The organism is Acidovorax radicis N35 (assembly GCF_000204195.1).
GTDB classification, from domain to species: domain Bacteria; phylum Pseudomonadota; class Gammaproteobacteria; order Burkholderiales; family Burkholderiaceae_C; genus Acidovorax; species Acidovorax radicis.
Genome location: NZ_AFBG01000018.1, coordinates 93,141 through 105,739, shown reverse-complemented (window position 1 = coordinate 105,739; position 12,599 = coordinate 93,141). Strand labels below are relative to the sequence as shown.

Sequence of the window (12,599 nt, the reverse complement as noted above, 5' to 3'; positions counted from 1 at the left end):
CCATGCACCAGGCCTCTCCTCAAAAAGCCGCAACCGCCAAGCGCCCAGCATCCGTCCGCCCTTCGGTACGCGAGGTGGTGCTCGACCTGCTGCGTGGATTCCAGATCAACACCATCTTTGGCAACCCGGGCTCCACCGAGTTGCCGCTGTTCCTCGATTTCCCCAGGGACTTCCGCTACATCCTGGGCCTGCAGGAATCGGTGGTGGTGGGCATGGCCGATGGCTATGCGCAGGCCACACACAACGCCGCGTTTGTGAACCTGCATTCGGCGGCCGGTGTGGGGCATGCCATGGGCAACATCTTCACGGCGCACAAGAACCGCACGCCCATGGTGATCACCGCCGGGCAGCAGGCCCGGTCCATCCTGCCGTTCGACCCATTCCTGTTCTCGGGCCAGGCCACCGAGTTGCCCAAGCCCTATGTGAAGTGGAGCGTGGAGCCCGCCCGCGCCGAAGACGTGCCGCTGGCCATTGCCCGGGCCTACTACATCGCCATGCAGCAGCCGCGCGGGCCGGTGCTGGTCTCCATCCCTGCCGACGATTGGGACAAGCCTTGCGAGCCGCTGAAGGCCCGCACGGTCAGCACCGAAACGCGACCCGAGCCCCGCGTACTAGACGCCATTGGCAACGCGCTGGACACCGCACAGCGCCCCGTGCTGGTGGTGGGTGCGGCAGCGGACCGCGACCACGCGTGGGATGCCGTGGTGCAGTTGGCCGAGCGGCACCACGCAGCCGTGTGGATTGCCCCCATGGCGGGCCGATGTGGTTTTCCGCAGGACCACCGTCTGTTCGCCGGGGTGCTGCCCCCCATGCGCGAGAAGATCGTGTCGTTGCTCGCGGGCCATGACCTCGTGTTTGCGCTGGGTGCCGCTGCCTTCACATACCACGTGGAGGGGTTTGGCCCCCATGTGCCACCCGGTGCACAACTTGTGCAACTGATCGAAGACCCCGGCACCGCCGCCTGGACGCCCGAAGGCACCTCGGCCGTGGGCGGCATCCGCCTGGGGGTGCTGGACCTGCTGGCACGCCCGGCACCACCGCCGCGCGCCCTGCCCCCACCCCGCCCGGCGCGACCGCGCGTGGAACCCTTGGGGCCGCTGATGAGCGTTCCGTATGTGATGCAGTCACTGGCCGAGGTGCGCGACGCGGCGTCCATCGTGGTGGAAGAAGCCCCCAGCTCGCGCGCGGCCATGCAGGCCTACCTGCCCATTGTGCAGAGCGAAACCTTCTACACGATGTGCAGCGGTGGCCTGGGCTATGGCATGCCCGCCGCCGTGGGTGTGGCACTGGCCAAACCGGACAAAAAGGTGATCGGGCTGCTGGGCGACGGTTCGGCGATGTACTCCATTCAGGCCCTGTGGAGTGCGGCGCAGCTCAAGCTACCCATCACCTTCATCATCCTCAAGAACCGGCGCTACGCGGCGCTGCAGGAGTTCGCGCCCACCTTCGGATTCCACGAAGGCGACAAGCTCGAAGGCACAGACCTGCCAGACCTCGACTTCCTTGCGCTCGCCCGTGGCCAGGGCTGCGAGGCCGTGCGCGTGAGCGACCCCGCCTTGCTGCACCAGGTGCTGCGCGACGCGCTGGCCAGCCAGCACGCCATCCTGGTCGAGGTGGATGTGGCCTGAAAGCCCCCACACGACCCGACCCTCCCTGCTCACCGCATCACCCCGACACACCAGACCCGGCACACCCGGGCACTCACCTTGACCGGAGACAAACATGCAAACCGTACACAACCCGCCCGCCCCAACCACCCGCCACCTGCTGAGCGCGCTGGCATGCGCCGCCGCCAGCCTGCTGCTCACCACCGCAGCCATGGCAGACACCTGGCCCAGCAAGCCGATCAAGGTCATCGTCAATTTCCCCGCCGGGGGCGCAGCCGACCAGATTGCGCGCGCCGTCACCCAGCCCCTGCAGGCCGCGTTGGGCCAGCCGGTGGTGGTGGAAAACCGTGGCGGTGCGGGCGGCAACATCGGCGGGGAGGCCGTGGCCAAGTCCCCGGCCGATGGCTATACCTTGCTCATGAGCTCGGGCGGCATGGTGTCGGTCAACCCGCACCTGTATCCCAAGATGCCGTTTGATCCGGTCAAGGACCTGACACCCGTGGCCGCCGCAGCGCGGGTGCTGGTGTTTCTGGAGGTGAGGCCCTCGCTGCCGGTCAACACCATCCAGGAGTTTCTGGCCCATTTGAAGGCCAACCCTGGCAAGCTGAGCTTTGGCACCCCGGGCAATGGCAGCTCGCCCCACCTGGCAGCAGAGATGCTCAAGGCCCAGGCCAATCTGTTTGCGGTGCATGTGCCTTACCGGGGCGCGGCACCCGCCATGCAGGACCTGCTGGGGGGTCAGCTGGACTTCATGTTCGACCCCGGCATCGGCCTGCAACACGTGAAGGCGGGCAAGCTCCGGCTGCTGGCCGTGGGCAGCGCCAGGCGTTCGCCCCTGTTCCCCGACGTTCCCACACTGGACGAAGTGGGCCTGAAGGGCTTTGACGCAGACACCTGGTTTGGCTTTTATGCACCCGCGGGCACTCCGCCCGACGTGGTCACACGCCTGAACCGGGAGATCAACAAGGTGCTGGGCACGCAGGCCGTCAAGGACCGCATCGCGGCGCTGGGCGGGGTACCCGCCCCCATGTCGCCCGCCGACTTCAACGCACGGGCCTCCATCGACAGCGCGCGGTTTGGCGCACTGATCAAGGCGCGCAACATCCAGGGAGATTGACCGCGCACGGCAGTGCGAGATTCGCGATGGTCTACAGTCCCGCGCTTTGCAACCACCTACCGAGGTACCGCCATGGCGCGCAAGCCCCAGATCATCCTGTCGTCGCTCGACGTTGACCGCATCGAGGCCCTGCTGGCCGCGATTCCGGCCAGCGTCTTTCCGGGCAAGGCCGAGTTGCAGGCAGAGCTGGACCGGGCAGACGTGGTGGCGCCCGAAGAAATTCCGCCCCATGTGGTCACGATGAACTCCACCGTGCAGTTCTCGATTCTGGAGACCGGCAAGGAGTTCTGCCTGACGCTGGTCTACCCGCGCGACATGGATGGCAGCACGGACAGGCTCTCGATCTTTGCGCCCGTGGGCAGCGCCTTGCTGGGCCTGGCGGTGGGCGATGAACTGGCCTGGCCCGGGCCAGGCGGCAAGTCGATGACGGTGCGGGTGAAAGACATCTTGTACCAGCCTGAAAGTGCGGGCGAGCTGCACCGCTGAATTTGTCCCCTGAGGCCGTACGGACCTTCCCCTCGCTCCCGCATCGCTACGCTGAGCCCAGGGATACGCCGCCCTCGCCGCGGGGCAGCCCTTGCTCGGCGGCCCTGGCCAGGAAAGCGCCGGTTTCGCAGGTGGGGGGTAGCGCGCAGTGCCATGTGCCGCGACAATGGCACCCGCCATGACCACGCCGCCCCCTCCAGATCCCACCGCGCTGCCTGAAACGTTCGATCCGGATTCCACCCTCGCATTCCAGCGGCGGATGGAACGGGCCCCCGAGTGGTTCTGCTCCTTCCTCGCCGGGAACAGCCGCGAAAAAAGCCGTCTCAAACGCGAGATGGCGACAATGAAAGGTTCTGTGGTGTGGCTCGTGCAGCAGCGGCGCCAGGGCAACTGGGACGCCACGGAACGCGCCCATTTGCGCGATGTGATGCGGTCGGCGTCTTCCGTCAGCCCCTACCTGTTCATCTGGGTGATTCCAGGATCGATGCTGTTACTGCCCTTCATGGCCTGGTTTCTGGACCAGCAACGCAAACGCCGCGAGCGCTTGCCGCCTACCTGACGCGTACTCCGGTTTTACCGCCCCTTTGCGGCCCACGGTGTGAACACGTCCAAGGGCCGCCCCGCCGCACTGGCTGCGCCCTCCTTCCCCAATGTCGGAGCCATTCGGGAGAATGGGAGATGGTGCGCAGCGCCTCCGGGGAATGGTCCGAATGCTAGGCCCAGTTGTTCGAGACCGCCACCAACAAACCCGTGCCCACCAGTCCCGCCTGCCAGCGCAGGGCCGTGGCCCACGACGGCACATGCCGCTCCACCCGCAGGTACAAGAGTCGCCCCGCTGCGAGCGAGAGAGCAAAGGCCAGCAGCATGCCCAGCGCATTGAGCACCGGCGAGTCCGGCCACAACTGGCTAACAACTGCGTTGACCAGCAGGCACACCGAGAAATGCACCAGGAAGACCGAGTAGGACATCTGTCCCAGTTGCACCAGTGGCGCAATCCCTGTCCATGACCGCACACGCTCGGAGCGCATGGCGGCGACCAGGCAGAGCGCCGTGACAACGGCCACAGCAATGCGGCCCCGGAAATCCATCGCCAGCGCGGCACCACCCAGCAGCACCGTGGCCGCCAGCCAACCCTGCGCCTGGTGCCCATGGGGCGCCCGCACGGCCCAATACGCCAGCATGCCCAGCCCGTAGGCTCCAAAAAAATACAGCGCCCACATGTCAAGGGCCCCCATGCGGTTGAACACCCACAACGAAGCCGCCGTGCCCGCCACCACAAGCACCTGGGCCAGGGCAGCCGCATGCCGCCGCGCCCAGGCCCCTGGCAGCGCCTTGACGCCCGCAAGCAGCAGCACGGTCAACGCAAACAACTGGAAGTCGATGGCCACGTACCAGACCCCTGCGGACAACGCGTCTTCACCCACAATGTCCTGCAGCAGCAAGGCGTTCGCCACCAATTGGGACAGCGTGGGCTGCTCAGGCACCGAAGGGTGCTCCATCCAGTGCCGGACCAGCGCGGACACCACCACCGACAGGAGCAATGCCACGGCATAAGGCACCACCAACCGGACAAACCGTTTGGCAATGGCATTGCCCGCATGGTCAAAACGTGCCACACCCTGTGGCGCCAGGCTGGCGGCGGCCAGGTAGCCGCCCAGCACCAGAAACACCTGCACGGCCATGCGACCGTAGTCATACAGCCAGGCCATCAATGTGGGCGCCAGCGGATGGGCGATGTCTGACATCGGGCCGTAAAAGGCCAGGTGGTGCCAGACGATGGTGGCGCACGCCATGCCTTTGATCATGTCGATCAGCGGTGTGCGGGAGGTGGGGGAAGACATGTTGTTGTGGATGGACTCAACCAGCCAGGGCGCGGCATGACCCTGGGGCAAACCCGGTATTGTCCTCTGTCAGGGGGTTTTTTGCATGCCCTTCGTGTCTCCGCCTTGTCAATGCGATGCACTCCATAATTTACTGAATTTTCAGTAAATACTGAAAATTCAGTAAATTGGCGCACAATACGCCTCCATGACCTATGTCAAAACCCTTCCCCCCCTGAACCGCCAGTTCGTGGCCCACTTCGGCGAAATGGGCAGCCGCTGGGGAATCAACCGCACCGTGGGGCAGATGTACGCCCTCATCTTCCTGTCGCCGCGCCCGCTCAATGCGGACGAGATCGCCGAAACGCTGGAGTTCTCGCGCTCCAACGTGAGCATGGGGCTCAAGGAACTGCAGGCCTGGAGGTTGGTAAAACTGAGCCACCAGCCGGGTGACCGGCGCGAATATTTCGAGGCTCCCAAGGATGTGTGGGAGATCTTCCGCGTGCTGGCTGAAGAACGCCGCCGCCGCGAAATCGAACCCACCTTGTCGATGCTGCGCATGGCGCTGCTCGAAGAACCCTCCTCCGATGAGGAACGCCACGCCCAGGAGCGTATGCGCGAGATGCACGAACTCATCGACCGGCTCATGACCTGGTTTGACGATGTACAGCGCCTGGCGCCCGAGACGGCGATGCAGCTCATGGGCATGGGCACAGCCGTGACCCGCGTGCTCGAGTTCAAGGACCGGCTCACCGGCAAGGGCGGCAGCGCGACCGGCAAGGGCGGCTGAGCATGGATGCATTCACACTGTCGCGCATCCAGTTCGCGGCCAACATCAGCTTTCACATCCTGTTCCCCACCGTCACGATCGCGCTGTGCTGGTTTCTGGTGTTCTTTCGGCTGCGCCACACGGCCACACGGGGCACACCGGCCGCACAGGGCTGGGAGCAGGCTTACTACTTCTGGACCAAGGTGTTTGCGCTGACCTTTGCCATGGGTGTCGTGTCGGGCATCACGATGAGCTTTCAGTTCGGTACCAACTGGCCGGGCTTCATGGAGCATGTGGGCAATATTGCCGGACCGCTGCTGGGCTATGAGGTGCTCACGGCCTTCTTCCTGGAAGCCACGTTCCTGGGCATCATGCTGTTTGGCCGGGGGCGCGTGTCCGAGCGAGTGCACCTGATTGCCACGCTGATGGTGGCCTTTGGCACCACGCTGTCAGCCTTCTGGATCCTGAGCCTGAACTCATGGATGCAAACGCCCGTGGGCTACCAAATCATCGACGGCAAGTTCCACGCCGTGGACTGGCTGGCGATTGTGTTCAACCCGTCCTTTCCCTACCGGCTGGGCCACAAGCTGCTGGCATCGGCCCTCACCGCAGGATTTCTGATCGCCGGGGTGAGTGCCTGGCAGCTCATCAAGGGCGTGGCCAACGAAGGCACGCGCAAGGCACTGCGCACGGCCATCACCGCAGTGGCCATGGTGATCCCGCTGCAGATCTTCATGGGCGACCTGCATGGCCTGAACACGCTGGAACACCAGCCGGCCAAGATCGCCGCCATCGAAGGCATCTGGCATACCGAGAAGGGCGCGCCCCTGACGCTGTTCGGCCTGCCCAACGAAAAGGAAGGCCGCACGGACTACGCCCTGCAGATCCCCAAGGCTGCCAGCCTGATCCTGGCGCATGACATCGACGCGGAGCTGAAAGGGTTGAACGAGTTCCCCGGCGCCCATCCGCCGGTGGCGCCCGTGTTCTGGGGGTTCCGCGTGATGGTGGGCGTGGGCATGCTGATGCTGGCCGTGGCCTGGGTGGGTGCTTTTGTGCTGTATCGCCGCCGAAAGCAAGACCTGGCCACCCTGCCCCGGCCCCTGCTCGTCACGCTGGTGGGTATGGCGTTTTCGGGCTGGGTGGCCACGCTGGCCGGGTGGTACGTGACCGAAATCGGCCGCCAGCCCTATCTGGTCTATGGCCTGTTCAAGACCGCCGACGCCGTGGCCCCACATGCGCCCGCCTTGGTGGCCAGCACGCTGGCCGCCTACCTCATCGTCTATGGGCTGCTGCTGGTGGCCTATGTGGGCGTGATCAACTACATGGCCGAACACCCGGCCATGCCCACGCCTGCAGTGCCCCACCCCGCGCCGGCCCCTCGCACCGCTTAAGGAAGGTCCCCATGGATACACTGAACTGGACCACCGCCCTGCCCCTGATCTTCATGGCCGTGATGGGCCTGGCCCTGCTGGCCTATGTGATCCTCGACGGCTACGACCTGGGCGTGGGTATCCTGCTGCCTTTCGCCAGCGACGCCGAGAAGGACGTGATGGTGTCCAGCATCGGCCCCTTCTGGGACGCCAACGAGACCTGGCTGGTGCTGGGCGTGGGCGTGCTGCTGATCTGTTTCCCGACAGCGCACGGCGTGGTGCTGTCGGCGCTGTACCTGCCCGTGGCGGTCATGCTGGTGGGCCTGATACTGCGCGGTGTGGCGTTCGACTTTCGCGTGAAAGCCCGCGACACGCACAAGACCACCTGGAACCGCCTGTTTGCGGCAGGCTCGCTGGCGACCACTCTGGCCCAGGGTTGGATGCTGGGAGCGTACATCACCGGTTTTCAGAATGACACCTGGGGCCTGCTGTTTTCAGCTGGCATTGCCATCACCCTGCCTGCGGCCTACGCGATGCTCGGCGCAGGCTGGCTCCTCATGAAGACCGATGGCGATCTGCAGCGCAAGGCCGCCCGGTGGGGCCAGGGGGCACTGTGGCCCATGGGGTTTGCGCTCATGGGCATCTCGCTGGCCACACCGCTGGTCAGCCCCACCGTGTTCGCCAAGTGGTTTGTGCTGCCCGAGCTGTTTGCGCTGCTGCCCATCCCGCTGGCCTGCGTGGCGGCCTTCTTTGCCATCCGCCACGTACTGGGCACACCACGGGTAGTGCAGGCGGGCTACGGCTGGATCGTGTTCGGGGCCACCGTGTTGATCTTTGTGCTGGCCTTCCTGGGCTTGGCCTACAGCATCTATCCCTACATCGTGATCGACCGCCTGACCGTGTGGCAAGCCGCCAGCGCCACCGAATCGCTGGTGGTGATCGGCATCGGCATGGCCATCACGCTGCCCGCGATCATTCTCTACACCATCTTCATGTACCGGGTGTTCTGGGGCAAGGCGCGGGAGCTGACATATGGGTTGTGAGCGGCGCGCAATCCGGCTGACACGGTGCCACATCCCGCCCCAGCCTGTGTGACGAGCGCTGCCCGGAGGGCTGGAACGAAATCCCTTGCGAGATCGTGAACAGGCTCCAAGGGGGCTCAATATCTCAAGCTACCCTCGGCATCCACGATCGCCAGCTCCACATAGGTGGAGCCGTTGTGGCTCTTGGGCGAGTATTTGACGTTAAAGCGCCCAAAGGATATTTCACCGGCATCTTCCATCGTCTTGATAAAGGACTCCGTGGTCAGGTTGCGCCCGGTGCGGCGCAATCCCTCCACCAGCAGCCGGGCATGCACGAATCCCTCGAACTGCGAGGCCGAAGGCTGGGCGCTTGGTGACTTGGCGCGCAGAAGGGCCAGGTATTCGGCCACCACGGGCACCGTGGTGCTGCGCAGCGACGGCATGATCTGCGCCAGGATGATGCCGCGCGCCTTGTCCTTGAGTTCGCGGTGGATCACGTCCATGCTGGCCACGGAGAATCCGTAGTACGCAGGCCGCGCCGCTGTTGATTGCACAGCCTTGATGTAGCTGGTGAACGTGGTTCCTGCGGTCGCCACGATCACTGCCTGGGGCTGGGCAGCTTCGGTGGCCCGGGCCGCGGCGACAAAGTCGGGCTGCTTGGGGTCTACCTTGATTTCTGCCACGAAGGCCAGTTTTTCCTCGTCGGAGGCTTTCTTGAGCTCTGCCAGCAAGGTCTTGCCCAGCCCGTCATCCTGGTAGAACACGGCCACGCGGCTCATGCCCTGCTGGCGCAGCTGCGAGACGATTTTTCCTGCCTCGCTCGCATAACCTGCACGCACGTGAAAGACATAGGGGTTGAGGGTTTCGCGAAACACCGAGGCCCCGGTGACCGGACCAAACAGCAACGTGCGGTGCTCCTTGATCAGCGGCAGGATGGCCGCCGTCTGCGCCGTGCCGGTGCTGTTGTAGATCATGAAAACCTTGTCGGCTTCCACCAGCTGGCGCGTGTTCTCCACCGCTTTTTGCGGGTCGAAACCGTCGTCGAGTGTGGTGTAGCGGATCATGCGGCCATGCACGCCGCCCTGAGCGTTCACCGCGTCGAACATGAGCCGCGAACCTTCGCCGTATTGGGCAGTCTGGGGCCCCAGCGGGCCCGACAGCACAGCCGATGCCCCGAGGCGAATTTCATCGGCGGTCACGCCCTCGTTGCGGGCCTGCACCAGCCCACTGGCGCCAAGGGCCAACAACAGCACCAAAAACGGACGAAACATCACAGGCCCCCAGCTTTCAAAAAGTTGCCCAGCGCCCCACCGATCGGCACAGCCCGGAGTGGATTTCTGGTTATAAACCATCATCATCATCCGCAACCAAACCGTCTATTGGGGGTTTGCCCTGTCGCGCCCAGCCTACAAATGGCTTCGCCCGCAACACGCACATGAAGGCGCGATGCGGGCGATGAAGGGGGAAACGCAACGAGCCGTGGGTCAGAGCTTCAGCCGTGCCCGGGCCGCCTCGTATTCGGTGCGCAACTTGGCGACCAGCTCGGCCGTGCTGGTGACGGCATTGACGGCGCCAATGCCCTGGCCGCAGCCCCAGATGTCCTTCCAGGCTTTCTTGGCGTCGCCGCCAAAGTTCATCTTGCTCGGGTCCGATTCGGGCAGGTTGTCGGGGTCCATGCCAGCCGCGCGGATCGATGGGGCCAGGTAGTTGCCGTGCACGCCGGTGAACAGGTTGCTGTAGACGATATCGTCGGAGCTGCCCGCAACGATGGCCTGCTTGTAATCATCGCTGGCACGCGCTTCGTGTGTGGCGATGAAGGCCGAGCCGATGTAGCCAAAATCTGCGCCCATGGCCTGTGCCGCCAGCACCGCATCACCGCTGGCGATGGAGCCACTGAGCGCGATGGGGCCGTCGAACCACTGGCGGATCTCCTGGATCAGCGCGAACGGGCTCTTTACGCCCGCATGGCCCCCTGCACCGGCGGCCACGGCGATCAGGCCGTCGGCGCCCTTCTCGATGGCCTTGTGCGCGAACTTGTTGTTGATGATGTCGTGCAGCACCACGCCGCCCCAAGCGTGCACGGCCTGGTTCACGTCCTCGCGCGCGCCCAGGCTGGTGATGATGATCGGCACCTTGTACTTGGCGCAGACCTGCATGTCGTGCTCGAGGCGGTCATTGCTCTTGTGCACGATCTGGTTGATGGCAAAGGGCGCGGCGGGCTTGTCCGGATTCGCCTTGTTGTAGGCGGCCAGCGTCTCGGTGATCTCGGCCAGCCATTCGTCGAGCAACTCGGCTGGGCGGGCATTGAGCGCGGGCATGGAACCCACCACGCCGGCCTTGCACTGCTCGATCACGAGCTTGGGGTTGCTGATGATGAACAGCGGCGACCCGATGACGGGGAGCGAGAGGTTCTGCAAAACGGGAGGCAGTTTGGACATGGCAACAACTTCCAGGAACAGGTTTTCGATTGAAATAAGCCTCTAGCGCTTATTCAACAAGCGCAAGTAGCTATTATTTTTATAGCAAAAGCCTGTACCCTGTACAGGCCTTGCCTCACTCCTCAACGGCTGGCGGCTGCGGCCCTCAGAACGCTTCCAGCGCCAGCTCGGTCACACTGGCGGCCCCTTCCACAATGCTGTCGCGCAGACCGGGGGCCTTCACCAGGATGTGGTCGGCATAAAACTGGGCCGTGGTGATTTTTGCGCGCATGAAGGCTGCGTCCTGTCCCTTTTGCAACAGTTCCTGCGCCACCAGCAGGCTGCGCGCCAGTTGCCAGCCCGCGACCACATTGCCTGCCAGCATCAGGTAGGGCACGCTGCCCGCGAACACGGCGTTGGGCTGGGCCTTGGTGCCACCGGCCACAAAGTCGATCACGTCGAGCAGCGCCTTGCGTGCGGCAGTCAGGCGCTTGGCCACGGCCAGGGCGGCTGGGGTGCCGCTGGCCAGCAGTTCGCTTTCAGTCTTCTCGATCTGCGCGGCGATGCCCTTGGCCACCTGGCCGCCATCGCGTGCCGTCTTGCGGCCCACCAGGTCGTTGGCCTGGATGGCGGTGGTGCCTTCGTAGATGGTCAAGATCTTGGCATCACGGTAGTACTGCGCGGCGCCGGTTTCTTCAATGAAGCCCATGCCGCCGTGCACCTGCACGCCCAGGCTGGTCACTTCCAGGCTGGTCTCGGTGCTGTAGCCCTTGACCAGCGGCACCATGAATTCATAGAACGCCTGGTTCTGCTTGCGCGTGTCGGCATCCGGGTGGTGGTGCGCGGCGTCGAACGCGGCAGCTGCCACGGTGGCCATGGCGCGGCAGCCTTCCACCGTGGCGCGCATGGTCATGAGCATGCGCTTCACATCGGGGTGGTGAATGATGGCAGCGCTGGCGGCAATGGAGCCGTCCACCGGGCGGCTCTGCACGCGGTCCTTGGCGTACTGCACGGCCTTCTGGTAGGCGCGCTCGGAGATCGCGATGCCCTGCATGCCCACGGCGTAGCGCGCGGCGTTCATCATGATGAACATGTATTCGAGGCCGCGGTTTTCCTCGCCGACCAGATAGCCCACCGCACCACCGTGGTCGCCGAACTGCAGCACCGCCGTCGGCGATGCCTTGATGCCCAGCTTGTGCTCGATGCTCACGCAGTGCGCGTCGTTGCGCGCGCCCAGAGTGCCGTCCTGGTTGACCAGGAACTTGGGCACGACGAACAGGCTGATGCCCTTCACGCCTTCAGGCGCGCCCGCCACACGGGCCAGCACCAGGTGGACGATGTTCTCGGCCATGTCGTGTTCACCGTAGGTGATGAAGATCTTGGTGCCGAAGACCTTGTAGCTGCCGTCGGCTTGGGGCTCTGCGCGCGTGCGCACCAGGGCCAGGTCCGAGCCCGCCTGGGGTTCGGTCAGGTTCATGGTGCCGGTCCACTCGCCGGTCACCAGCTTTTCAAGGTAGGTGGCCTTGAGCTCGTCGCTGCCGGCCGTGAGCAGCGCCTCGATGGCGCCGTCGGTCAGCAGCGGGCACAGTGCAAAGCTCATGTTGGCGCTGTTGGTCATCTCGATGCAGGCCGCGCCAATGGTCTTGGGCAGGCCTTGGCCGCCAAAGTCGGCCGGGTGCTGCAACCCCTGCCAGCCGCCTTCACCGTACTGGCGGAAGGCTTCCTTGAAGCCGGGGGTGGTGGTGACGACACCGTCTTTCCAGCTCGATGGGTTCTTGTCACCCTCAAAGTTGAGCGGAGACAGCACCCCTTCATTGAACTTGGCGCACTCTTCCAGCACGGCGGCAGCCGTGTCCAGCCCTGCGTCTTCAAAGCCGGGGATTTGGGCGATCTGTTCAATGTTGGCCAGGTGCTCGATGGCGAACAGCATGTCCTTGAGGGGTGCGGTGTAACTCATGGATGTCTCCGGGAAATTTCGTCAAAAAAAAGGC

11 protein-coding genes are annotated in these 12,599 nt (G+C 64.6%); 7 read left to right on the top strand and 4 right to left on the bottom strand.

The window, feature by feature from the left end:
* Positions 1-2: 2 nt before the first annotated feature.
* The 4 genes from mdlC to ARADN35_RS0106010 all read left to right on the top strand — a co-directional run bounded on the left by mdlC (position 3) and on the right by ARADN35_RS0106010 (position 3,769).
* Positions 3-1,628, top strand: a complete 1,626-nt coding sequence (gene mdlC / locus ARADN35_RS0106025) for a benzoylformate decarboxylase (protein ID WP_010460124.1) — start codon at positions 3-5, stop codon at positions 1,626-1,628.
* A gap of 94 nt (positions 1,629-1,722) precedes the next feature.
* Positions 1,723-2,724, top strand: a complete 1,002-nt coding sequence (locus ARADN35_RS0106020; RefSeq protein WP_010460122.1) for a Bug family tripartite tricarboxylate transporter substrate binding protein — start codon at positions 1,723-1,725, stop codon at positions 2,722-2,724.
* Positions 2,725-2,796: 72 nt separating this feature from the next.
* On the top strand, positions 2,797-3,210 hold the full coding sequence (gene rnk / locus ARADN35_RS0106015; RefSeq protein WP_010460120.1) for a nucleoside diphosphate kinase regulator: 414 nt from the start codon (positions 2,797-2,799) through the stop codon (positions 3,208-3,210).
* Between the two features lie 178 nt (positions 3,211-3,388).
* A complete protein-coding gene (locus ARADN35_RS0106010; RefSeq protein ID WP_010460118.1) occupies positions 3,389-3,769 on the top strand; it encodes a hypothetical protein in 381 nt (126 codons plus the stop codon).
* Between the two features lie 154 nt (positions 3,770-3,923).
* Here ARADN35_RS0106010 and ARADN35_RS0106005 read toward each other — a convergent pair whose 3' ends face one another.
* Positions 3,924-5,051, bottom strand: coding sequence for an acyltransferase family protein (locus ARADN35_RS0106005; protein ID WP_029413470.1), 1,128 nt, complete (start codon positions 5,049-5,051; stop codon positions 3,924-3,926).
* 187 nt (positions 5,052-5,238) lie between these two features.
* Here ARADN35_RS0106005 and ARADN35_RS0106000 point away from each other — a divergent pair, with 187 nt between their 5' ends.
* From ARADN35_RS0106000 to ARADN35_RS0105990, 3 genes are read left to right on the top strand one after another with little or no spacing between them, the layout of a single operon-like run.
* Entirely contained in the window at positions 5,239-5,820 is a 582-nt protein-coding gene (locus ARADN35_RS0106000; protein ID WP_010460115.1) for a GbsR/MarR family transcriptional regulator, read from the top strand.
* Positions 5,821-5,822: 2 nt separating this feature from the next.
* Complete coding sequence (locus tag ARADN35_RS0105995; RefSeq protein WP_010460113.1) at positions 5,823-7,190, top strand: cytochrome ubiquinol oxidase subunit I; 1,368 nt, start codon at positions 5,823-5,825, stop codon at positions 7,188-7,190.
* 11 nt (positions 7,191-7,201) lie between these two features.
* Positions 7,202-8,212, top strand: a complete 1,011-nt coding sequence (locus ARADN35_RS0105990; RefSeq protein WP_010460110.1) for a cytochrome d ubiquinol oxidase subunit II — start codon at positions 7,202-7,204, stop codon at positions 8,210-8,212.
* A gap of 116 nt (positions 8,213-8,328) precedes the next feature.
* Here ARADN35_RS0105990 and ARADN35_RS0105985 read toward each other — a convergent pair whose 3' ends face one another.
* From ARADN35_RS0105985 to ARADN35_RS0105975, 3 genes are all read right to left on the bottom strand, one after another.
* Positions 8,329-9,462: an ABC transporter substrate-binding protein gene (locus ARADN35_RS0105985; protein WP_010460109.1), complete on the bottom strand. Its 1,134-nt coding sequence runs from the start codon at positions 9,460-9,462 to the stop codon at positions 8,329-8,331.
* 213 nt (positions 9,463-9,675) lie between these two features.
* On the bottom strand, positions 9,676-10,629 hold the full coding sequence (locus ARADN35_RS0105980) for an NAD(P)H-dependent flavin oxidoreductase (RefSeq protein WP_010460107.1): 954 nt from the start codon (positions 10,627-10,629) through the stop codon (positions 9,676-9,678).
* A gap of 145 nt (positions 10,630-10,774) precedes the next feature.
* Positions 10,775-12,565, bottom strand: coding sequence for an acyl-CoA dehydrogenase (locus ARADN35_RS0105975; protein WP_010460105.1), 1,791 nt, complete (start codon positions 12,563-12,565; stop codon positions 10,775-10,777).
* Positions 12,566-12,599 lie beyond the last annotated feature (34 nt).